18 protein-coding genes and 4 tRNA genes are annotated in these 21,992 nt (G+C 69.2%); 9 read left to right on the top strand and 13 right to left on the bottom strand.

The annotated features are described in order from the left end of the window. Positions 1-191 precede the first annotated feature (191 nt). Together ACN20J_RS26530 and ACN20J_RS26525 are read right to left on the bottom strand one after the other, a co-directional pair. The gene (locus ACN20J_RS26530; RefSeq protein ID WP_190230892.1) at positions 192-713 is read right to left on the bottom strand and encodes a hypothetical protein; all 522 of its coding nucleotides are present in this window, start codon (positions 711-713) and stop codon (positions 192-194) included. Positions 714-984: 271 nt separating this feature from the next. Next, positions 985-1,335, bottom strand: coding sequence for a metallopeptidase family protein (locus ACN20J_RS26525; RefSeq protein ID WP_055613650.1), 351 nt, complete (start codon positions 1,333-1,335; stop codon positions 985-987). Between the two features lie 126 nt (positions 1,336-1,461). Between ACN20J_RS26525 and ACN20J_RS26520 the strand changes: the two genes are divergently transcribed. The 7 genes from ACN20J_RS26520 to ACN20J_RS26490 all read left to right on the top strand — a co-directional run bounded on the left by ACN20J_RS26520 (position 1,462) and on the right by ACN20J_RS26490 (position 8,167). Then, positions 1,462-3,039: a metallophosphoesterase family protein gene (locus ACN20J_RS26520; RefSeq protein ID WP_419666947.1), complete on the top strand. Its 1,578-nt coding sequence runs from the start codon at positions 1,462-1,464 to the stop codon at positions 3,037-3,039. Between the two features lie 80 nt (positions 3,040-3,119). After that, positions 3,120-3,192 (top strand) — tRNA-Glu (locus ACN20J_RS26515). A gap of 39 nt (positions 3,193-3,231) precedes the next feature. Next, a tRNA-Asp gene (locus tag ACN20J_RS26510) sits at positions 3,232-3,306 on the top strand. Between the two features lie 23 nt (positions 3,307-3,329). After that, positions 3,330-3,403, top strand: a tRNA-Phe gene (locus ACN20J_RS26505). Between the two features lie 107 nt (positions 3,404-3,510). Beyond that, positions 3,511-7,479, top strand: coding sequence for an ATP-dependent RNA helicase HrpA (gene hrpA, locus ACN20J_RS26500; RefSeq protein WP_419666946.1), 3,969 nt, complete (start codon positions 3,511-3,513; stop codon positions 7,477-7,479). Positions 7,480-7,573: 94 nt separating this feature from the next. Further along, positions 7,574-7,648, top strand: a tRNA-Asp gene (locus tag ACN20J_RS26495). 318 nt (positions 7,649-7,966) lie between these two features. Continuing rightward, entirely contained in the window at positions 7,967-8,167 is a 201-nt protein-coding gene (locus ACN20J_RS26490; protein WP_189841653.1) for a DUF6274 family protein, read from the top strand. A 508-nt stretch (positions 8,168-8,675) separates the two neighbouring features. On the opposite strand, the gene bldC is transcribed toward ACN20J_RS26490, so the two are convergent. Together bldC and ACN20J_RS26480 are read right to left on the bottom strand one after the other, a co-directional pair. Further along, entirely contained in the window at positions 8,676-8,882 is a 207-nt protein-coding gene (gene bldC / locus ACN20J_RS26485) for a developmental transcriptional regulator BldC (protein WP_027749187.1), read from the bottom strand. A gap of 626 nt (positions 8,883-9,508) precedes the next feature. Continuing rightward, positions 9,509-10,384 (bottom strand): hypothetical protein, encoded by an 876-nt coding sequence (locus ACN20J_RS26480; protein WP_361988324.1) that lies wholly within the window; start codon positions 10,382-10,384, stop codon positions 9,509-9,511. Positions 10,385-10,617: 233 nt separating this feature from the next. On the opposite strand from ACN20J_RS26480, the gene ACN20J_RS26475 reads away from it, so the two are divergent. Both ACN20J_RS26475 and ACN20J_RS26470 read left to right on the top strand, forming a co-directional pair. Beyond that, entirely contained in the window at positions 10,618-11,715 is a 1,098-nt protein-coding gene (locus ACN20J_RS26475; RefSeq protein WP_361901622.1) for a Leu/Phe/Val dehydrogenase, read from the top strand. Positions 11,716-12,017: 302 nt separating this feature from the next. After that, positions 12,018-12,269, top strand: a complete 252-nt coding sequence (locus ACN20J_RS26470; protein WP_055613827.1) for a DUF3073 domain-containing protein — start codon at positions 12,018-12,020, stop codon at positions 12,267-12,269. Between the two features lie 212 nt (positions 12,270-12,481). Here ACN20J_RS26470 and purM read toward each other — a convergent pair whose 3' ends face one another. The 9 genes from purM to purS form a co-directional block, all read right to left on the bottom strand. Next, complete coding sequence (purM, locus tag ACN20J_RS26465; protein ID WP_189841650.1) at positions 12,482-13,549, bottom strand: phosphoribosylformylglycinamidine cyclo-ligase; 1,068 nt, start codon at positions 13,547-13,549, stop codon at positions 12,482-12,484. A 52-nt stretch (positions 13,550-13,601) separates the two neighbouring features. Next, positions 13,602-15,128, bottom strand: a complete 1,527-nt coding sequence (gene purF, locus ACN20J_RS26460; RefSeq protein WP_055613829.1) for an amidophosphoribosyltransferase — start codon at positions 15,126-15,128, stop codon at positions 13,602-13,604. A 62-nt stretch (positions 15,129-15,190) separates the two neighbouring features. Beyond that, positions 15,191-16,051, bottom strand: coding sequence for an META domain-containing protein (locus ACN20J_RS26455; RefSeq protein WP_189841649.1), 861 nt, complete (start codon positions 16,049-16,051; stop codon positions 15,191-15,193). 86 nt (positions 16,052-16,137) lie between these two features. Continuing rightward, the gene (locus ACN20J_RS26450; RefSeq protein ID WP_419666945.1) at positions 16,138-16,935 is read right to left on the bottom strand and encodes a sterol carrier family protein; all 798 of its coding nucleotides are present in this window, start codon (positions 16,933-16,935) and stop codon (positions 16,138-16,140) included. A gap of 10 nt (positions 16,936-16,945) precedes the next feature. Next, positions 16,946-17,881, bottom strand: a complete 936-nt coding sequence (locus tag ACN20J_RS26445; protein ID WP_419666944.1) for a M23 family metallopeptidase — start codon at positions 17,879-17,881, stop codon at positions 16,946-16,948. A 53-nt stretch (positions 17,882-17,934) separates the two neighbouring features. Continuing rightward, complete coding sequence (locus tag ACN20J_RS26440) at positions 17,935-18,429, bottom strand: ArsR/SmtB family transcription factor (protein ID WP_189841646.1); 495 nt, start codon at positions 18,427-18,429, stop codon at positions 17,935-17,937. Between the two features lie 200 nt (positions 18,430-18,629). Continuing rightward, entirely contained in the window at positions 18,630-20,888 is a 2,259-nt protein-coding gene (gene purL, locus ACN20J_RS26435; protein ID WP_419666943.1) for a phosphoribosylformylglycinamidine synthase subunit PurL, read from the bottom strand. Next, a complete protein-coding gene (gene purQ / locus ACN20J_RS26430; protein WP_055613835.1) occupies positions 20,885-21,565 on the bottom strand; it encodes a phosphoribosylformylglycinamidine synthase subunit PurQ in 681 nt (226 codons plus the stop codon). Before purQ ends, purL begins: the two co-directional genes overlap by 4 nt. Continuing rightward, a complete protein-coding gene (gene purS / locus ACN20J_RS26425) occupies positions 21,562-21,825 on the bottom strand; it encodes a phosphoribosylformylglycinamidine synthase subunit PurS (protein ID WP_055613836.1) in 264 nt (87 codons plus the stop codon). The genes purQ and purS overlap by 4 nt, the downstream gene beginning before the upstream one ends. Positions 21,826-21,992: the final 167 nt, after the last annotated feature.

Here is a 21,992-nt window from a genome sequence, read left to right as displayed (position 1 = left end):
TAACTGGCGCCGGGCAATGGGATCAAACGATCTACCACCATACGCACCCCCCACCCGGTAAGGCAAACCGGCTCCGAGATGCCCTGGTCACACGGCCTCCGGAACCTCTCACCGAACCCGGACGCACCCCCTGTGACCAGGCCCGTTGCGACCGGACTCGTTGTGACCAGGCCCACTGCGACCGGGCCCGTTCAGGCCTCGACACCGGCCTGGGGTGCCGGCTCGCGCCGCTCCACGAGCTGTGGCTCGGGCTCGGGGTGCGCCGAGGAGGACGGCTCGGCGGTGGTCGGGTCGGGCGACGGAGGCGGCGGCTCCTCCTTGGTGGGCGTCGGCTCGGGGGCCGGTCGCGTCGGCGTGGGCTGGGCCTTCGTCGGTGAAGGGGCCCCCGGCTTGGGCTTCTTCCCGTCCTTGCCGTCCTTGCCCTGCTTGGGCGGAGCGGCCGACCCGCTCTCCCCCGCGGACGGCGACGCCGACCCGGACGCCGACTCATGGGGCTTCGCCCGACCGTGTTTTCCGTCACCCACCCCGTAGTAGCCGGGGCCCCCGCCGCTCACCGCGGACCCGCCGTCGGGCGCCTCACCGCCCCGCTGCCCGGCCGAGTGCGAGGGCTTCGCGTGGTCGCCCCCGTCGTCACCGACGCTCATGCAGCCGGCGGACGCGGCGACGGCCAGGGCGGCGGCGGCCAGACGGACGGGTACGTACTTGGCGCGCACGGGCAGCCACCTCCGGGCGGTGTGAGGAGTCCCCCTGCCCAACTCCCGCCGCCCGCAAGAAGACACGCGAACGCCGGAGAGACACGGGAGAACCGCCCGCGGACGCCGGGAGAGACGCCGAGAGATATGTCACCCGCCCCGAGTCACCCGCCTCCGAGGGCAAGCAGCGACGCGCATCCGAGGGCGCGCGGCCGCACATGGTCACCCGTATGCATCGGCCCGCGCCCGCGCCTCGCCACCCGTGCCCGAGGGAGCCCCGCCCGCGTATCCGTCACCCGTACCCAAGGGCATGCAGCCGCGCGTCGTCGATGCCGAAGTGATGAGCGATCTCGTGGACCACGGTCACCTCGGTCTCGGCCACCACCTCCTCCCGCGTCGCGCACATCCGCAGCGTGGGCCCCCGGTAGATGGTGATCCGGTCGGGCAGCACCCCGGCGTACCACTCGCCGCGATCGGTCAGCGGAGTCCCCTCGTAGAGCCCGAGCAGCTCGGGGTCGTCGGCGGGCGGTTCGTCCTCGACGAACACCGCCACGTTGTCCATCAGCCGCGTCAGCTCCGGCGGAATCCGGTCCAGCGCCTCGGCGACCTGCTCCTCGAACTCCTCACGCGTCATCTCCAGCACAGGGCCATTGTCCGGCACCGACGCGCGGACGCCATGGGACGCGACGTACGGGAACACACCCCGGGGCACGCCCGAGAGCGGGAGCCGCGCCGCATACCCGCCCCCACCCCTGGGCATACGGGACCAATGGCCCGCGTCCCCGCTGCCGCCACCGCTCTGCACCGTGTACGACGGGCTCCCCGCGCCCTCGTACGCCGCTTCCGCGCACGCCGCCGCACACACCCCGTCGCCCCCGTCGTCGAACTCGTCCGCCAACCCCGCCCCTGGGCCCGCGCCCTGGGCCTCGTCACCGTGGTGCTGTTCGGCGCGTGGCTGGGCCTGCTGATCGTCGGGAACGTCCGGGCGCCGGTGGGCCCCATGGACACCACGATGACGCTGCGCCCCTCCCTCACGGGCGGCACGAAGATCAACGTCTCGCCGCTCGGCGCCCTGGAACTGCGCAGCCACACGGCACCGCTCCGCCTCGACGTGGACGTCGACCAGCTCGACCCCGTCCGCTCCCAGGCCCTCGTCGACCACCCCGAACGCCTCTCCGGCCTCCAGGACGAGGTGGCCCAGGACGTCGGCGACGGCACCCTCGACCTGGCCGTACGGTCCGTCGTCGCCGTCGTCTCCGGGGCGACCGCCCTCGGCCTCGCGGTCTACCGCCGCCCACGCCGGGCCCTGGCGGCGGGCGGCCTGGCCCTGACCCTGCTGGCGGCCTCGGGAGCGACGGCCTTCGCGACCTGGAACCCCAACTCGGTCCTGGAGCCGAAGTTCTCCGGCCTGCTCTCCTCCGCCCCCTCGGTCGTCGGCAACGCCCGCAGCATCGTCAGCGAATTCGACGTCTACCAGAAGGAGTTGGCCCGTCTGGTGACGAACGTGACGAAGCTGTACGACGTCACGTCCACGCTCCCCGCCTACGCGCCCGACCCCTCCACGATCCGCGTCCTGCACGTCTCCGACATCCATCTCAACCCGGCGAGCTGGAAGATCATCGCCTCGCTGGTGAAGCAGTACAAGATCGACGTGATCGTCGACTCCGGCGACACCATGGACCACGGCACCGCGGCGGAGAACGGCTTCCTGGACCCGGCGTCCGACCTCGGCGCCCCGTACGTCTGGGTGCGCGGCAACCACGACGGCCGGGTCACCCAGAGCTATCTGGAGCGCATGAAGAACGTGCACGTGCTCGACGACGGCCGGGCCGTCTCGGTGGCGGGCCTGCGCTTCGCGGGCGTCGGCGACCCGCAGTTCACCCCCGACCGCACGGCCAAGCTGGGCGGCGACCGGTCGGAGGAGCTCGCGGGCGCCCGCCTCGCCTCCTCCCTCCGCGACCAGAAGGCGGCCGGCACCCCGGTCGACATCGCCGTCGCACACAACCCGACGGCCGCGCGCCAGACGGACGGCGATGTGCCCCTGGTCCTGGCCGGCCACCTCCACCACCAGGAGATGGAGATCCTGAAGTACGGCACCCGGCTGCGCATCGAGGGCTCCACGGGCGGCGGCGGTCTGCGCGCGCTGGAAGGCGAGGACCCCGCCCCGATCGAGACGTCGATCCTCTACCTCGACCGCGACACCCGCCGTCTCCAGGCCTGGGACGAGATCAAACTGGGCGGTCTCGGCCTCACCACCGCCGAGGTCAGCCGCCACCTCCCCAAGGAGAACCAGCCCGGCGCCGTCACCACCCCGGCCACCCCGACCCCTTCCGCACCCACCCCGTAAACCGTTTTGGCGATCCCTCCCGACATCCCATATGCTTCTCACGTCCCCGACGCGCTGCAAGGCGCCCAGGCGGGCCGATAGCCCTCATCGTCTAGCGGCCTAGGACGCCGCCCTTTCAAGGCGGTAGCACGGGTTCGAATCCCGTTGGGGGCACGTAACACCGTGTGCGACACTGTTCGCACACAACAGCTTGGTCCTGTGGAGCAGTTTGGAGTGCTCGCCACCCTGTCAAGGTGGAGGCCGCGGGTTCAAATCCCGTCAGGACCGCTGAGATTCCTCGTGAATCTCTCGGCTGGGTAGCTCAGTTGGTACGAGCGACCGCCTGAAAAGCGGTAGGTCGCCGGTTCGACCCCGGCCCCAGCCACAGCACAGGCCCCGATCCTCGGATCGGGGCCTTGTTGTTTGCCCACGTTGTTGCCCGCACAAAAGCGTTCGCCCCTCGTTTCCCCGAGGTGAGATCCTGGAGGGCGTATGTCAACGACTCCTGCCCCCGCCTTCGGCGCCATCGCCCCCCGCCTGACCGAGCTGTCCCTGCGTGACGCGCAGCGGCTCGGGCGCAGGCTCGAAGGCGCGCGCAAGATCCGTAAGCCCGAGGCCCGGGCCGCCGTCCTCGCCGAGATCGAGGCGGAGGTCACCAAGGGCGAGGCCCGGATGGCCGAGCGCCGCTCCCGCGTGCCCGCGATCACCTATCCCGAGCAGCTCCCGGTCAGCCAGAAGAAGGACGACATCGCGGCCGCCATCCGCGATCACCAGGTCGTCATCGTCGCCGGCGAGACCGGTTCCGGTAAGACCACCCAGATCCCCAAGATCTGCATGGAGCTCGGCCGCGGTGTGCGCGGCATGATCGGGCACACCCAGCCCCGCCGCATCGCTGCCCGTACCGTCGCCGAGCGCGTGGCGGACGAGCTCGACGTCACGCTGGGCGAGGCCGTCGGCTGGAAGGTGCGCTTCACCGACCAGGTCAACCCGGACGGCACCTTCGTCAAGCTGATGACGGACGGCATCCTGCTCGCCGAGATCCAGACGGACCGCGAGCTGTACGCGTACGACACGATCATCATCGACGAGGCCCACGAGCGGTCCCTCAACATCGACTTCCTGCTGGGCTACCTCGCCCAGCTGCTGCCCAGACGGCCGGACCTCAAGGTCGTCATCACCTCCGCGACCATCGATCCCGAGCGCTTCTCCCGGCACTTCGGGGACGCCCCGATCGTCGAGGTCAGCGGGCGTACGTACCCGGTCGAGGTCCGCTATCGCCCCCTCCTCGAAGAGGACGGCGACGACGCCGACCGCGACCAGATCACCGCGATCTGCGACGCCGTCGAGGAGCTCCAGGGCGAGGGCAAGGGCGACATCCTCGTCTTCCTCTCCGGCGAGCGGGAGATCCGCGACACCGCGGACGCGATCACGAAGAGGAACTACCGCTTCACCGAAGTGCTCCCCCTCTACGCACGCCTCTCGCACGCCGAGCAGCACCGCGTCTTCCAGCAGCACACCGGCCGCAGGATCGTTCTGGCGACCAACGTCGCCGAGACCTCCCTGACCGTCCCGGGCATCAAGTACGTGATCGACCCGGGCACCGCCCGTATCTCCAGATACAGCCACCGCACGAAGGTCCAGCGCCTCCCCATCGAGGCCGTCTCGCAGGCCAGCGCCAACCAGCGCAAGGGCCGCTGCGGCCGGACCAGCGACGGCATCTGCATCCGTCTCTACTCCGAGGACGACTTCCTCGCCCGGCCGGAGTTCACCGACGCCGAGATCCTCCGTACGAACCTGGCGTCCGTCATCCTCCAGATGACCGCGGCCGGGCTCGGGGACATCGAGAAGTTCCCGTTCATCGACCCACCGGACCACCGCAACATCCGCGACGGCGTCCAACTCCTCCAGGAACTGGGCGCGTTGGACCCCGCCCAGAAGGACGCCCGCAAGCGGCTCACGGACCGGGGCCGCAAGCTCGCCCAGCTGCCCGTGGACCCGCGGCTGGCCCGGATGGTCCTGGAGGCCGACAAGAACGGCTGTGTGCGCGAGGTCATGGTGATCGCCGCCGCGCTCTCCATCCAGGACCCGCGCGAGCGCCCGGCCGACAAACAGACACAGGCCGACCAGCAGCACGCCCGCTTCAAGGACGAGACGTCCGACTTCCTGGCGTACCTCAACCTCTGGCGGTACGTGCGCGAGCAGCAGAAGGAGCGCGGCTCGTCGTCCTTCCGCCGAATGTGCAAGCAGGAGTACCTGAACTTCCTGCGGATCCGCGAGTGGCAGGACATCTACACCCAGCTGCGGACCGTCGCCAAGCAGATGGGCATCCATCTGAACGAGGACGACGCCCCCGACCAGCAGGTCCACCTCTCGCTCCTCGCCGGCCTCCTCTCCCACATCGGCATGAAGGACGTGAAGGAGGCCGGAGGGGAGGGCGGGAGAAACACAGGGAAGAACGAGTACGTGGGCGCGCGGAACGCCAAGTTCGCGATCTTCCCCGGCTCGGCCCTCTTCAAGAAGCCCCCGCGTTTCGTGATGTCCGCCGAACTCGTCGAGACCTCCCGCCTCTGGGCCCGGGTCAACGCGAAGATCGAGCCCGAGTGGGTCGAGCCGCTCGCGGAACACCTGCTGAAGCGCACGTACAGCGAACCGCACTGGGAGAAGGACCAGGCCGCGGTGATGGCGTACGAGAAGGTCACGCTGTACGGCGTGCCGATCATCGCCCAGCGGAAGGTCAACTACGGGCGGATCGACCAGGAGGCCAGCCGCGAGCTTTTCATTCGCAACGCACTGGTCGAGGGCGACTGGCGTACGCACCACAAGTTCTTCGCGGACAACCGCAAACTCCTCACCGAGGTCGAGGAGTTGGAGCACCGCGCCCGGCGCCGCGACATCCTCGTGGACGACGAGACGCTGTTCGACTTCTACGACCAGCGGGTGCCCGAGCACGTCGTGTCGGGGGCGCACTTCGACTCCTGGTGGAAGCACAAGCGGCACGAGGAGCCGGAGCTGCTCGACTTCGAGCGGTCGATGCTCATCAACGAACGGGCCGGGGATGTCAGTAAGGACGACTATCCGGACACCTGGCGTCAGGGCCCGCTCAAGTTCCGGGTGACCTATCAATTCGAGCCAGGTGCGGACGCGGACGGCGTGACCGTCCACGTCCCGCTCCAGGTGCTGAACCAGGTCACGGACGAGGGCTTCGACTGGCAGATCCCGGGCCTGCGCGAGGAGGTCGTGACGGAGCTGATCCGCTCCCTCCCGAAGCCGATCCGCCGGAACTACGTCCCCGCTCCGAACTTCGCCCAGCGGTTCCTGGACCGGGCGGTGCCCCTGCAGGAGCCACTGACGACCACGATGGCGCGCGAGCTGAAGCGCATGGTCGGCGTACCCCTCACGGCCGACGACTTCGACTGGTCCAGGGTCGCCGACCACCTGCAGATCACCTTCCGGATCGTCGACGAGCGGCGGCGCAAGCTGGCCGAGGACAAGGACCTGGAGGCCCTGAAGCTGCGTCTGAAACCGAAGGCGCGCCAGGCGATCTCGCAGGCCGCGGCGGCGACGGCCGAGCGGGAGGGCGGCGGGGCCATCGAGCGGACGGGCCTCACGGACTGGACCATCGGCTCCCTCTCCCGTGTCTTCGAGACGCGCCGGGCCGGCCAGCCGGTGAAGGCGTTCCCCGCGCTGGTCGACGACGGCGACACCGTCTCCGTACGCCTCTTCGACACCGAGGCCGAGCAGCAGCAGGCCATGTGGAAGGGCACGCGGCGGCTCATCCTGCGCAACATCCCCGTGAACCCTGCCAAGTTCGCCTCGGACAAGCTCACGAACGCCCACAAGCTGGCCCTGTCCGCGAACCCGCACGGCTCCGTCCAGGCCCTCTTCGACGACTGCGCGACGGCCGCCGCCGACAAGCTGATCGCCGACTTCGGCGGCCCCGCCTGGGACGAGGAGTCGTACCGCAAGCTGTACGAGAAGGTGCGCGCGGAGATCGTCGACACGACGGTCCGTACGGTCAACCAGGTCCAGCAGGTCCTGGCCGCCTGGCAGGCCTGTGAGCGCCGTCTGAAGGGCGTACGGAGTGCCGTGCTGCTCGCGAACCTCACGGACGTACGGAAGCAGCTGGACGCCCTCGTGAAGCCCGGCTTCGTCACGGAGACGGGTCTGCGGCGGCTGCCGGACCTGATGCGCTATCTGGTGGCCGCGGACCGCCGGCTCCAGCAGATGCCGACGAACGTCCAGCGGGACACCAGCCGCATGGAGAAGGTCCACGAGATGCAGGACGAGTACGCCTGGCTCCTGGAACAGATGCCGCAGGGGCGCCCCGTGCCCTCCTCCGTCCTGGACATCCGCTGGATGATCGAGGAGCTCCGGGTCAGCTATTTCGCCCATGCGCTGGGCACGGCGTACCCCGTCTCCGACAAGCGGATCGTGAAGGCGATCGACGCCGCCGTACCGTAACGGCGCCTGCACAGTGGGTGAGTTCGCCCAGGGGGCTCACCCTCCTGTAGAGTCCTGTCTCGCAGCGCAACGCAAGATCCGCACTGCGAAACCAGGTCCTGTGGAGCAGTTTGGAGTGCTCGCCACCCTGTCAAGGTGGAGGCCGCGGGTTCAAATCCCGTCAGGACCGCATCAGATGAGTGGGCCCGCATCCGAAACCGGATGCGGGCCCACTGTCATTCCCACGCCGCCCAGGGCGCGCCCCGAAGGGGCGCGGGGAACTGCGCAACAAGCCCCCACGGCCGGCACCCGCGCACGCCACTCCATGCCCCACCCCCCTGCGCGCACCCCCAAGAAACCCCCCGCATCGGGCAACGGGCCACCACACCAACCCCACGAGCCCCGCCCAGCGCACCCCCCACAGCCTGGGCTTGACGCCGTCACATTCCCCCAGTACCTAAAAACCAGGGCCGAAGACACCCCACCGCACACCCCACCGGAGGTGACCATGGCGGCGACAGCTCGACATGAGACGCGAGCCCTCCTCCGCGCCCACCTGTCGGCCGCCTCCGGCTACCGCCATCTGACACGGCACTGCCCGATCTGCCACAGACTCCTCCGGCTGGCCTCCGAGAGCGCTCCCTACGACCAGGAGAGCCCCGAGAGCGCCGACAGCCCCTACGAGGACGAGACACCCTCCCCGGCATGAGCGGACCGCACGACGCGCCCCGCACCCCAACTGCCCCTCGGGCGACGCCAGATGCGCACGGCCTCCTCTAGCGCAGAAATGCCAACCACATCAAGGACCATGACGTGTGACGGGTGTCACCGCATAAGTTTTCAAACTTGCGGAACTTACCCCCCACCTACAACTGGTCAATTTAATATGTGCAATTGCACCCTGCTCCGGGGCCGTGCACAGCTGATCCGACAGGTCTCCCCAGACTGCGACAAGGCCGCTCACAGACCGGCCGCCCAGCCTGTGCGTACGCCATGACCAGCACATGACCGGACACCGCCGACGCACCATGGGCGCACAAAAAAGATCGCACTGGACCCGGCGGAGTCCAGCGCGATCTACGACGCACCCTTGTTGCTTGTGGTTCTCGCTTGGGCGTGGACCCCGTTGGGGCAGGATCCGCGTCGCTTGGAGCTTGGGTTCGGGCAGTCCGACAAGTTAGGGGACCTGCCGAAATGCCCTGCTATGGAGTTGTTGTTCAGACTTCGCTGCGCTGCTGCGGGATGCCCGCGAGCAGGGCACGAACCTCGGCCTCGCGGTAACGGCGATGGCCGCCGAGCGTGCGGATCGAAGTGAGCTTGCCGGCCTTCGCCCACCGCGTCACCGTCTTCGGGTCCACGCGGAACATCGTGGCAACCTCAGCGGGGGTCAGCAGCGGCTCGGCATCAGGGGTGCGAGCGGTCATGAGCGGCCTCCTCGGGAGAACCGAACCTTCTCGGTTCATTCCTCTAAATTCTGCACCTTGACCCGCGTTGCCCGAAATGGCGGATGCGGGTCGAGTCGGTTATAGGACGAACGGCTTGTCCTCGGCACTACAACTACACCATCTGTCCAACCGCGTCGGCCAAACCGATGGAATTGCCCTCCCAGGTGTCCATCGGCGACGGAAGCCAATGGACCATGCCATAGCGGACAGTCACGCCGCTGTGACGATCAGTCACAGGGCGATCAGGAGTCAACAGACCCCCCATAGCGTGCAATGCTGAGATTCCACCCAAACGTGGGCAGAAGGAGCCCTCCCCGGACTCCTTGTCCTATTTTGGCATGAGGAGGGGCGTTAGGCGCAAGGTCCGCGTTAGTGCCGTCCGTCACGCTTACCCCGTACGACCCGGATAGGGACTTACGTCCTGTCAGAACCCGTGACGCACAGGGACCATCGGTCCCACAGGTCATCTCCCGCCTCGGCGGGCGGACCTCCGACGCCGGTATGCGGACCTCCAGTATGCGGACTCTCCGCTTCAGGGTCCCGGCTTCAGGGGCCCCTGAAGATCTCTCGGCCCCTCGGCCCCTCGGCCCCTCGACTCCTCGGCCTCAGTTCGCCGAGCGACGGTCCCGTACCGAGCGCCACCGCTCCACGAGCCGGCCGTACGCCTCGCCGGCGCCGGGTCCGTCGCCCGTACGCAGCGCCTCGATGCCCTCGGCGACGTCGGCCGCCGAATGGTCGCCGTCGAGCTCGCCGGCGGGCAGGACGTGCACCAGGCCGCCGTAGTCGAGCTCCACCAGCGAGCGCGGGTGGAACTCCTCCAGCCAGCGCCCCACGTCCACCAGGCCGTCGATGAGCGGCCCCTCGTCGAGGGCGTCCCGCAGCGTCCGCAGGCCCCGGGCCACCCGCCGCCGGGCCTGCACCATGGGCGTCCGGTAGCGCAGGACGGGCGGGTCCTCCGCCGCCCCTGGGCCGTCCCCGGAGCCGGTCGAGCCGGTGCCCTTGTCGTACTCGCGCTCCTCGTCCGACACCAGCACGAACCAGTTCAGCGGGACTTGCCAGGTCGACGTGCGGATCCACGGCCGGGCGTCGGGGTTGCGGCTCAGCCAGCGCTCGTAGTCCTGGGTCGCCTGATGGCGTACGACCGCCGGGAGCACTGCCTCCAGGACCGGCGCCGGCAGCTCCTCGGCCAGGTCTCCCAGGGCCTGCCAGCCGCGCAGCCGGGTCCGCCAGGGGCACACGCACAGCACGCCGTCCACGTCCGCGACGAACGCGTCGCCGCTCTCGTGCACCGGCACCGGGATCGGCGGGGTGGGCAGCAAGTCGGCCAGCGACCGGCGCAGTTCGTCCTGATAGGAGGGGCGGTCGGGCCGGCGCGCGTAGCGGGCCCAATGGCCGCGCTCCGGCTCCGGGAAGGCCGCGAGCGGTTCGTACACGCGCAGATAGGACGCATACGGGACGATCAGCGAGGACACCTTGGGCACGCTTGCTCCCTCCCCCGCCGACCCGACGGAAAACCCGTGAAACCCGCTCACAGGAGTGCGGGAAAACACTGCAAATCGTCCCACGCCCCATCGTGACCGTACTCCGCGAGAGGGTGATCCTGACCACTGCGCGGATGGCGGTCGCGTCCAGGCTCTAATCTCATGCCACACAGACCTCCGCCACCCGTACGGAGGCCGCCCCAACCGCCGCTTCATAACTGGGAGTCACCACAGTGACCGACGTAACCGGCGCCCCTGTTGACGTACTGCACACCCTGTTCCACTCGGATCAGGGCGGCCACGAGCAAGTCGTGCTCTGCCAGGACCGAGCCAGTGGCCTCAAGGCCGTCATCGCCATCCACTCGACCGCCCTGGGCCCCGCCCTCGGCGGCACCCGCTTCTACCCGTACGCGACCGAGGAAGAGGCCGTCGCCGACGCGCTGAACCTCTCCCGCGGGATGTCGTACAAGAACGCCATGGCCGGGCTCGACCACGGCGGTGGCAAGGCCGTGATCATCGGGGATCCCGAGCAGATCAAGACCGAGGAGCTGCTCCTCGCCTACGGCCGGTTCGTGGCTTCACTCGGCGGCCGTTACGTCACCGCGTGTGACGTCGGTACGTACGTGGCCGACATGGACGTCGTGGCGCGCGAGTGCCGCTGGACGACCGGGCGCTCCCCCGAGAACGGCGGCGCGGGCGACTCGTCCGTCCTGACGGCCTTCGGTGTCTTCCAGGGCATGCGGGCCTCCGCCCAGCACCTGTGGGGCGACCCCTCGCTGCGCGGCCGCAGGGTCGGCGTCGCGGGCGTGGGCAAGGTCGGGCACCACCTCGTGGAGCATCTGCTGGAGGACGGCGCCGAGGTCGTGATCACGGACGTCAGGGCGGAGTCCGTACGGCGAATTCTGGACAGGCACCCGTCGTCCGGCGTGACGGCCGTCGCGGACACGGACGCGCTGATCCGGGTCGAGGGACTGGACATCTACGCCCCCTGCGCGCTCGGCGGCGCCCTGAACGACGACTCCGTGCCGGTGCTCACCGCGAAGATCGTCTGCGGTGCGGCCAACAACCAGCTGGAGCACGCCGGCGTCGAGAAGGACCTCGCCGACCGCGGGATCCTCTACGCGCCGGACTACGTGGTGAACGCCGGCGGTGTCATCCAGGTCGCCGACGAGCTCCACGGATTCGACTTCGAGCGGTGCAGGGCGAAGGCCGCGAAGATCTTCGACACCACGCTGGCCATATTCGCACGTGCGAAGGAGGACGGGATTCCGCCGGCCGCCGCGGCCGACCGGATCGCCGAACACCGCATGGCGGAGGCACGCCGCCCCTGAGGCCCCAAGGGCCTCTCCGGGGCGTCCGGCGGGTACCCGTCGGCGGGTGTTGGAGAGAACTCTCACGTTCGTCGGCGGGTCGTTCGCCAAGAAGAGGTTAAAATCGCGGTTGACCAGCGGGGACAGGGCTCCCCGAGGGTTCTGGGTCCAGGCGCGTCCTGCGGGCGACGTACCGTATGGGCGTGGGCTCAGGTACCGTGGAAGCCCTACGGACCGGTCTCTCCACGGAGAGCCCGTTCCAGATCATGAACGCGTGTCAAGACTCTGGGGCCGTCGAGCCCCGTATCCGAGGGGGTCGAGCCATGGGGCGCGGCCGGGCAAAGGCCAAGCAGACGAAGGTCGCCCGCCAGCTGAAGTACAGCAGCGGCGGGACTGACCTCTCGCGTCTGGCCAATGAGCTGGGCGCTTCGACTTCGCAACAGCCGCCGAATGGCGAGCCGTTCGAGGACGACGACGAGGAAGACGACCCGTACGCCCAGTACGCGGATCTCTACAACGATGACGAGGACGAGGACGACGAGTCCGGTCCCACGTCTCAACGCCGCGGCGCTTGACGCTCCAGCTGAGCTTGTCTTTCTAGCTGCGCTTTACCCGGTCCGGGTGCAGGATTCGCCGGACCGGGTTTTGCGCGTGTCCGCTCCGCGGGGTGCGCAGGAAGGGTGCGGTTCGCGGAACTGCTGGCCGACTGTGAACCTGCGGGTTCGTTGTGGCTGATTGCGCAGTTCCCCGCGCCCCTGAAAGGGGCGCCCCAGCTCAGGCGTGTTGATCAGTTGGCGTAGTCGTTGATCAGGGCCGCGCCCGTCTCGTGGTCGCCCCGGTCGGTGATCTCGCCTGCCACCCAGGCTTCGACGCCTCGGTCGGCCAGTGTGGCGAGGGCCACATCCGTGGACTCCTCGGGGACGATCGCGATCATGCCGACGCCCATGTTGAGGGTCTTCTCCAGCTCCAGGCGGTCCACCTGGCCGGTGGTGCCCACGAGGTCGAAGACGGGCGCCGGGGTCCAGGTGGCGCGGTCCACGATCGCGTGGAGGCCGTCCGGGATCACCCGGGCCAGGTTGGCCGCGAGACCGCCGCCCGTGACGTGTGAGAAGGCGTGTACGTCGGTCGTGCGGGTCAGCGCCAGGCAGTCCAGCGAGTAGATCTTGGTGGGCTCCAGGAGCTCCTCGCCGAGCGTGCGGCCGAACTCGGCGACGTGCTGGTCGAGCTTCAGCTTCGCGCGGTCGAAGAGGACGTGCCGGACGAGTGAGTACCCGTTCGAGTGAAGGCCTGAGGCGGCCATGGCGATCACGGCGTCACCCGTACGGATGCGATCCGCGCCGAGCAGCCGGTCGGCCTCCACAACGCCCGTACCGGCGCCCGCGACGTCGAAGTCGTCCGGGCCGAGGAGACCGGGGTGCTCGGCCGTCTCGCCGCCCACCAGGGCGCAGCCCGCCAGGACACAGCCCTCGGCGATGCCCTTCACGATGGCCGCCACGCGCTCCGGGTGGACCTTGCCGACGCAGATGTAGTCGGTCATGAAGAGCGGCTCGGCGCCGCACACCACGATGTCGTCCATGACCATCGCGACCAGGTCGTGGCCGATGGTGTCGTACACGCCGAGCTGCCGGGCGAGGTCGACCTTCGTGCCGACGCCGTCCGTGGCGGAGGCGAGCAGCGGGCGCTCGTACCGCTTGAGGGCGGAGGCGTCGAAGAGGCCGGCGAAGCCGCCGAGGCCGCCGAGGACCTCGGGGCGCTGCGTCTTCTTCACCCACTCCTTCATGAGTTCGACGGCGCGGTCGCCCGCTTCGATGTCGACGCCCGCCGCTGCGTAGCTGGCACCAGTTGTCTCAGACATGACGGTGAGAACTTTCGTGTCGTACTGCAGGTGAGCAGGTATTACGGGCTGTCTACGGGCGACGGATCGCGTCGGCCGCGGCCGTGGCGGCGGGCCCGGCGGCCAGCTCGGTCTCCAGGAGCTGCTTGCCGAGCAGCTCGGGGTCCGGGAGCGCCATCGGGTACTCGCCGTCGAAACAGGCACGGCAGAGGTTCGGCTTGTCGATGGTGGTGGCCTCGATCATGCCGTCGATGGAGATGTACGAGAGGGAGTCGGCGCCCAGCGAGGTGCCGATCTCCTCGATCGTCATGCCGTTGGCGATCAGCTCGGCGCGGGTGGCGAAATCTATGCCGAAGAAGCAGGGCCACTTCACGGGCGGCGAGGAGATCCGGATGTGGACCTCCGCCGCGCCCGCCTCGCGGAGCATCCGGACCAGCGCGCGCTGTGTGTTGCCGCGCACGATCGAGTCGTCGACGACGACCAGGCGCTTGCCCTTGATGACTTCCTTGAGCGGATTCAGCTTCAGACGGATGCCCAGCTGGCGGATGGTCTGTGAAGGCTGGATGAAGGTACGTCCCACGTACGCGTTCTTCACCAGACCGGCACCGAACGGGATGCCGGACGCCTCCGCGTAACCGATCGCGGCGGGCGTGCCCGACTCCGGTGTCGCTATGACCAGATCGGCCTCTGCGGGGGCTTCCTTGGCGAGGCGGCGGCCCATCTCGACACGGGAGAGATACACGTTCCGGCCGGCGATGTCCGTGTCCGGACGGGCCAGATACACGTACTCGAAGACACAGCCCTTGGGCTTCGCTTCCGCGAATCGGGACGTCCGCAGGCCGTTCTCGTCGATGGCGACGAACTCGCCCGGCTCGATCTCGCGGACGTAGGCGGCGCCGCAGATGTCCAGGGCGGCGGACTCGGAGGCGACGACCCAGCCGCGCTCCAGACGGCCGAGGACCAGCGGGCGGATGCCCTGCGGGTCACGGGCCGCGTACAGCGTGTGCTCGTCCATGAAGACGAGCGAGAAGGCGCCCTTGACCTGCGGGAGGACCTTTCCTGAGGCCTCTTCGATGGTCAGCGGCTTGCCGTCTTCGTCGACCTGGGCGGCCAGCAGGGCCGTGAGCAGGTCCGTGTCGTTGGTCGCCGCCACACGCGGGGTGCGGCCCTCCTGCTTGGGCAGGTCGGCGACCATCTCGGCGAGCTCGGCCGTGTTGACCAGGTTGCCGTTGTGGCCGAGCGCGATGGAGCCGTGCGCGGTGGCACGGAAGGTGGGCTGGGCGTTCTCCCAGGTGGACGCGCCGGTGGTCGAGTAGCGGGCGTGACCGACCGCGATATGACCTAGGAGCGAACCGAGGGACGCCTCGTCGAAGACCTGGGAGACGAGCCCCATGTCCTTGAAGACAAGGATCTGGGAGCCGTTGCTGACCGCGATTCCCGCGGATTCCTGGCCTCGATGCTGGAGGGCGTAGAGCCCGAAGTAAGTGAGCTTGGCGACCTCTTCACCGGGAGCCCAGACTCCGAAGACGCCGCAAGCGTCCTGGGGTCCTTTCTCGCCGGGGAGCAGATCATGACTGAGTCGACCGTCACCACGTGGCACGCCACCGAGTGTAGGCGAGATCGACCACTGGTCCGAATTGGGGATCCAGCGGCCCTAATGGATCACTTGGCGGCGACCGCTTCGACGCCCGGGCCGTTTTCGCTGGTCAGCGTGAGCGTGCTGCCCTTCAGCTGGTATTTCACGGTGCCGCCGAAGAGCTTCAGGAGGGTCTTCTCGGTGTCCATGAGTGAGGCGGAGCACATCTTCCGGGTGGTGCCCGCCGCGCCCAGAGTGATAGTGCCGTCGCCGACCGTCGCCTTCGCGGTCACCTTGTTGCAGCCGAGCTGACCGCGGACGGTGCCGTCCTCGTCGAAGGTCAGGTGGACCTTGCCCTCGGCCTCGGAGGCCAGGGCCACGCCCGATTCGCCCTTCGTCGCACCCTTCGTCATCGCGGTGACGTTCCACTTGGTGCCGTGGAGCTCGGCCGGCTTGTCGGCGGTGAGTTTCACGGTGTACCCGTCCTCGGTGGTGAGCGTCAGCTTGTCGTCGTCGACCACGACCTTGGCGGTGCTGCCGGAGATCGCGCCGCCGAGCTGCGACTCGAAGTCCATCGCCCCCTCGGCCGTGCAGGCCTTCTTGGTCTTGATGGCGTCGTCGCCGATCGTGATGGTGTCGCCCTTGATCTTCGCGGTGGCCCCGAAGGAGTTGCAGCCGTAGTTGCCGCCCACCTTGCCGTCCTTGCCGAACTCGATGTGGGCGCCGGCCGGGGCGTCCCGCGTCTTGCCGTCGGCCGTCACACTCTCGACGTTCCACTGCTTGCCGGTGATCCCGGTGGCCTGGCGGGTGCCGACGGAACCGGAACCGGAATCGTCGCTGCCGCTCTCCGTTCCGCAGGCGGCGGTGGCGAGGAGTCCGGTGACGGCCAGGGCGCTGAGGCCGACCCGCGGGCTGAGGGCGCTGAGGTTGAGACGCTGCGTGTGCATGCCGCTTTGACGGGGCGGGTGGGGTGCTTGGTTCCCTCACCGGATAACGGCCGCGCAACGCCCGGCCGCTGACCCCGGTGCCGGCGTCAGCGCATAAGGGGAAGCAGTCCGCCCAGGTCGGCGCGTTCCCCGCTCGCACTGGCCTTCGCCCCGTCGAGGGCCGCCTTCCACTCCAGGCGCCCGGTCGCGAGCCGGATCCACGTCAGCGGATCGGTCTCGACGACGTTCGGCGGAGTGCCGCGGGTGTGGCGCGGACCCTCCACGCACTGCACGACCGCGTACGGCGGTACGCGCACCTCGGTGGAGGCCCCGGGCGCCTTCGCGGCGAGCGCGTCGGCGAGGAGGCGGGTGCAGGCGGCGAGGGCCTGGCGGTCGTACGGGACGTCGAGGCCGGGGACGGCCGCGTTGAGGTCGTCGGTGTGGACGACCAGCTCCACCGTGCGGGTGACGAGGTAGTCGGCGAGGGTCATGGAGCCCGTGCGGGCGGCGAGCAGGCGAGCGCCGGGGGCCGCCGCCAGGTGCTCGACGAGGCGCTGCTCCGTGTGGGCATAGAGCGCGTCGAGGTCCGGGTTCGCCCGGGCCAGCTCGCGGGTGCCCTCGGCGATGTCGTCCGCCCTGGCGCCGGTCGCGAACGGCCACTCCAGCAGGGTCAGTTCCGCCTTCGCCGGTTCCTCCCGGTCCAGGTTCCGACTGACCGTCTCGGCGGCCATCGTGACGTGCGCGGCCAGCTCCCGTACGGTCCAGTCGCCGAGCCGCGTCGGCCCGGCCAGCTGCTCGGGGGTCAGGCCGCGCACCGCCTCCCGTACGTTCCCGAACTGGGCGAGCACCGCCGCGCGGGTCTTCGCCGGGTCGTAGGTGCGGGTGCGCTTCTTGGCCGGGGGCATGGCGGCGAGCCTATGCGCTGTGCGCTCCGCTGGGAGGGGGGACTTCGTGTGCGGGTCGGTCGGTGCTGGTCGCGCCGTTCCCCGCGCCCCTTTGGGGCGCTGCTGTGAACGTTTCGTTGTTGGCTGGGACTCCGACGTCCCGCCAGCTGAACGGGATGCCACTTGCCGCGTCCAGGTCCGGGCCGTCCATCAGCTGGAAGTGCACGTGGGGCTCGGTGGAGTTGCCGGAGTTGCCGCAGCGGGCGATCTGCTGGCCCGCGCGTACGCGGTCGCCCGGCTTGATCTTGAGCGAGCCCCGCCTCACGTGGGCGTACATCGCGTACACCCCGTCGCCGAGGTCGAGGACGACGTGGTTGCCGACGATCCAGCGCGCACCGCTGATTTCCCGGACCGCGCCTTCGATCAGCATCAAGTAGGCGAGCGCGGGCAAGGAGTTGCGGCTGAGGTGGTCGCGCATCCAGTCGCTCGCGTGCACGACTGTGGCGTCGGCCACGGCGAACAGCGGCTCGTCGTAGGCGGGAAAGGCGCGGCTGCGGCGGACAACCGGCCAGAGCTTGGCGAAGGCGGGACGGCTGTTCTCGGATGCGGAAGGCTCGGCGGGCTCGGCGGGCTCGGCGGGCTCGGCGGGCTCGGCGACGATATCGATCGCGTACGTCTGCCCGTACGCGTGCGTGCCGTGGCTCGGCACCTTCGTGGCCGGGCTGTTCATCGCGGACCAACGGCCCCTGACCGGCGGATCCACCTCGACCGGCGGGCGGTCCGCAGACTCGGGCCCGGGTCCGCTGCGGCTCACGGCCAGCCCGATGACGACGGACAGCAGCAGCGGCAGGAACGCCCACGCCCAGGCGATCGGGTAGCCGGGGACGAGGAGCTCGGCCAGGACCATGGCCAGGAAGGCCAGTTGAAGTATCCGGAACAGAATCATCGCGGTCTTGCGGTTGGACATGGTTCCCCCAGTGGACCGGATCCCGAAGCAGGAAACCGGAAGTCGTCGAGGTCTCAGACCGGTTGAGCCGTGGTGAGGGCCACGAGGAGCGGTACGACGCGGCTCCCCGGGATCTCGTAACGGCCCCGCCCGGCCTGCCTGAGCCAGCCCGCGGCCGTCAACTGCCGCAGGTGGTGGTAGATCTGGCCGCTCGTTCCCACGTCGTCGAGCCCGGCCAGTTCGGTGGCCGTGCGCCGGCCGCCGACGATCTCGCGCAGCAGCCGCAGCCGCATGGGGTGCCCGAGCGCGGCGAACACCTCGGCCATCTCGCTCCAGTCGGCGTCGAGCAGCTGGTCGGTGGTCATGCCGTACTGCCACTCGTACCGCTCCTCGGTCGGCAGCCGCACCGAACCCGTGAACAGCACACCGCCGCCCTCGACATCGGCCAGCTGCGCCTTGAGCCCTTCGAGGGCCCAGAAGTCGCCGTCGCCCGCCCGCGGAGCGGGCTCACTGCTCTCCAGGGCGTCGAGACGCCGCTCCAGCTCCGCGACGCGCTGCTCCAGATCCATGAGACGAGATTACGTAATTACGTATATGCGGTCAAGGGAGGGGAGCACTGGCCCGCGGGCATGCCGAAGGCCCCGCCCGGATTCCGGACGAGGCCTTCGGCATACGTCAACAACAGCGCCCGACAGGGGCGCGGGGAACTGCGCGACCAGCCACGACGGACCCGCAGCCGAATCCCCCGCCCCCGCCCCCAGCGGAGCGTCTACGCGAGCAGCGCCGGGATCGTTCCCTCGTGGGCCGTGCGCAGTTCGGTCAGGGGGAGGGTGAACTCGCCCTGGACCTCGACCTCGTCGCCGTCCACGACACCGATGCGGGTGACGGGCAGACCGCGCGCCCCGCACATGTCGTTGAAGCGGAGCTCCTCGGAGCGCGGGATCGCGACGATCGCGCGGCCCGCGGACTCGGAGAAGAGGAACGTGAACGCGTCGAGCCCGTCCGGTACGACGAGACGCGCGCCCTTGCCGCCGAGCAGCGCCGACTCGACCACGGCCTGGATCAGACCGCCGTCGGACAGGTCGTGCGCGGCGTCGATCATGCCGTCGCGGGAGGCGGAGATCAGGATCTCGGCGAGGAGGCGTTCGCGCTCCAGGTCGACCTGCGGGGGCAGTCCGCCGAGGTGGTCGTGGACGACCTGCGACCAGGCCGAACCGCCGAACTCCTCGCGGGTGTCACCGAGGAGGTAGAGCAGCTGCCCCTCCTCCTTGAAGGCGACCGGCGTGCGGCGGGCGACATCGTCGATGACACCGAGCACGGCCACGACCGGCGTCGGGTGGATCGCCACCTCGCCCGTCTGGTTGTAGAGCGAGACGTTGCCGCCGGTCACCGGGGTGCCCAACTGCTGGCAGGCGTCGGCCAGTCCGCGGATGGCCTCCGCGAACTGCCACATCACCGCCGGGTCCTCGGGCGAACCGAAGTTCAGGCAGTCCGACACCGCGAGCGGCTTCGCGCCCGTGGTCGCCACGTTCCGGTACGCCTCGGCCAGGGCCAACTGGGCGCCGTGGTACGGGTCCAGCTTGGTGTAGCGGCCGTTGCCGTCCGTGGCGATCGCGACGCCGAGGCCGGACTCCTCGTCGATGCGGATCATGCCCGAGTCCTCGGGCTGCGCCAGCACGGTGTTGCCCTGCACGAAATGGTCGTACTGGGAGGTGATCCAGGACTTGGAGGCCTGGTTCGGGGAGGAGACCAGCTGGAGGACCTGGTCCCTCAGCTCCTCCGAAGTGGCGGGCCTGGCCAGCTTGTTGGCGTCGTCCGCCTGAAGGGCGTCCTGCCACTCCGGGCGGGCGTACGGACGCTCGTAGACCGGGCCGTCGTGCGCGACCGTGCGCGGGTCGACGTCGACGATCTTGCCGCCGTGCCAGAAGATCTCCAGGCGGTCGCCGTCGGTGACCTCACCGATCACCGTGGCGATGACGTCCCACTTGTCGCAGATCTCCAGGAACCGGTCCACCTTCTCCGGCTCGACGACCGCGCACATGCGCTCCTGCGACTCGCTCATGAGGATTTCCTCGGGCGAGAGCGTGGAGTCGCGCAGCGGTACGTCGTCCAGGGTGACGCGCATGCCGCCGGAGCCGTTGGACGCCAACTCGCTGGTGGCGCAGGACAGTCCGGCCGCGCCGAGGTCCTGGATGCCGACGACCAGCTTCTCGGCGAAGGCCTCCAGGGTGCACTCGATGAGGAGCTTCTCCTGGAAGGGGTCGCCGACCTGGACGGCGGGACGCTTCGACGGCTTGGCGTCGTCGAAGGTCTCGGAGGCGAGGATCGACGCGCCGCCGATGCCGTCACCGCCCGTGCGGGCCCCGTACAGGATGACCTTGTTGCCCGAACCGGACGCCTTCGCGAGGTGGATGTCCTCGTGCCGCATGACGCCGATGGCACCGGCGTTGACCAGAGGGTTGCCCTGGTAGCAGGCGTCGAAGACGACCTCGCCGCCGATGTTCGGCAGGCCCAGGCAGTTGCCGTAGCCGCCGATGCCGGCGACGACACCGGGGAGTACGCGCTTGGTGTCCGGGTGGTCCGCCGCGCCGAAACGGAGGGGGTCCACGACGGCGACCGGGCGGGCGCCCATCGCGATGATGTCGCGCACGATGCCGCCGACGCCGGTGGCCGCGCCCTGGTAGGGCTCGACGTACGACGGGTGGTTGTGCGACTCGACCTTGAAGGTGACCGCGTAGCCCTGGCCGACGTCGACGACACCGGCGTTCTCGCCGATGCCTACGAGGAGGGCGTCCGACTGCGGGGCCTTCTCGCCGAACTGGCGCAGGTGCACCTTGGATGACTTGTACGAGCAGTGCTCGGACCACATGACGGAGTACATGGCGAGCTCGGCACCGGTGGGCCGGCGGCCGAGGATCTCGACGACCCGCTCGTACTCGTCCTTCTTCAGGCCCAGTTCGGCCCAGGGCAGCTCGACGTCGGGGGTCTCGGCCGCGTGCTCGACCGTGTCCAGAGGCGTCCGGCTCATGCGTTGACCAGCTTCTTGAGGATCGAGGTGAAGAAGGGGAGGCCGTCGGTGCGGCCGGACCCGATGAGGGGCTCGACGGCGTGCTCGGGGTGCGGCATGAGGCCCACGACGTTGCCGGCCTCGTTCGTGATGCCGGCGATGTCCCGGAGCGAGCCGTTCGGGTTGAAGTCGACGTACCGGAACGCGACCCGGCCCTCCGCCTCCAGCATGTCGAGCGTGTGCTCGTCGGCGACGTACCGCCCGTCCATGTTCTTCAGCGGGATGTGGATCTCCTGGCCGGACTCGTAGTCGGCGGTCCAGGACGTCTCCGCGTTCTCCACCCGCAACTTCTGGTCACGGCAGATGAAGTGCAGATGGTCGTTGCCGAGCATCCCGCCCGGGAGGAGATGGGCCTCGGTGAGGATCTGGAAGCCGTTGCAGATGCCGAGCACCGGCATTCCCGACTTCGCCTGCTCAATCACGGTCTCCATCACCGGCGAGAAGCGCGAGATGGCTCCCGCGCGCAGATAGTCGCCGTACGAGAAACCGCCGGGCAGCACCACGGCGTCGACCTGCTTGAGGTCCTTGTCCTTGTGCCAGAGAGCGACGGGTTCGGCACCGGCGAGCTTGATCGCGCGCTGGGTGTCCCGGTCGTCGAGGCTTCCCGGGAAAGTGACGACGCCAATACGAGCGGTCACTTTCCTGCCTCCGCGACTTCCTCGACCTTGACGGTGAAGTCCTCGATCACGGTGTTGGCGAGGAAGGATTCGGCGAGTTCATGGATGCGGGCGAGGGCGGCTTCGTCCACCGGTCCGTCCACTTCCAGTTCGAATCGCTTTCCCTGACGTACGTCGGCGATGCCTTCGAAACCGAGACGCGGCAGTGCACGCTGCACCGCCTGGCCCTGGGGGTCGAGGATCTCCGGCTTGAGCATGACGTCGACTACGACGCGTGCCACTGGCACTCCCGGTGTGTGGTGCTGAGCAGGTTCGTTCAGACTACCCGTACAAAATTTCTACGCGGGTAGATTCGTAGGAATCTACGTGATGGCCATCACGATTCCGCATCGAGACGCTATCGACCGGGGATGAAGGGGCTACCTTCACGAAAAATCCTGGGAAAGAT

Source organism: Streptomyces sp. 2-1, assembly GCF_048564895.1.
Taxonomy (GTDB): domain Bacteria; phylum Actinomycetota; class Actinomycetes; order Streptomycetales; family Streptomycetaceae; genus Streptomyces; species Streptomyces phaeochromogenes.
This window is presented reverse-complemented; position numbering and strand designations above follow the sequence as displayed.

Coding starts and splice junctions, on each gene's coding strand:
- ACN20J_RS26520 (WP_419666947.1), top strand. CDS start 1,462: ATGGCCCGCGTCCCCGCTGCCGCCACCGCTCTGCACCGTGTACGACGG.
- hrpA (WP_419666946.1), top strand. CDS start 3,511: ATGTCAACGACTCCTGCCCCCGCCTTCGGCGCCATCGCCCCCCGCCTG.
- ACN20J_RS26490 (WP_189841653.1), top strand. CDS start 7,967: ATGGCGGCGACAGCTCGACATGAGACGCGAGCCCTCCTCCGCGCCCAC.
- bldC (WP_027749187.1), bottom strand. CDS start 8,882: ATGACCGCTCGCACCCCTGATGCCGAGCCGCTGCTGACCCCCGCTGAG.
- ACN20J_RS26470 (WP_055613827.1), top strand. CDS start 12,018: ATGGGGCGCGGCCGGGCAAAGGCCAAGCAGACGAAGGTCGCCCGCCAG.
- purM (WP_189841650.1), bottom strand. CDS start 13,549: ATGTCTGAGACAACTGGTGCCAGCTACGCAGCGGCGGGCGTCGACATC.
- ACN20J_RS26455 (WP_189841649.1), bottom strand. CDS start 16,051: ATGCACACGCAGCGTCTCAACCTCAGCGCCCTCAGCCCGCGGGTCGGC.
- ACN20J_RS26450 (WP_419666945.1), bottom strand. CDS start 16,935: ATGCCCCCGGCCAAGAAGCGCACCCGCACCTACGACCCGGCGAAGACC.
- ACN20J_RS26445 (WP_419666944.1), bottom strand. CDS start 17,881: ATGTCCAACCGCAAGACCGCGATGATTCTGTTCCGGATACTTCAACTG.
- ACN20J_RS26440 (WP_189841646.1), bottom strand. CDS start 18,429: ATGGATCTGGAGCAGCGCGTCGCGGAGCTGGAGCGGCGTCTCGACGCC.
- purL (WP_419666943.1), bottom strand. CDS start 20,888: ATGAGCCGGACGCCTCTGGACACGGTCGAGCACGCGGCCGAGACCCCC.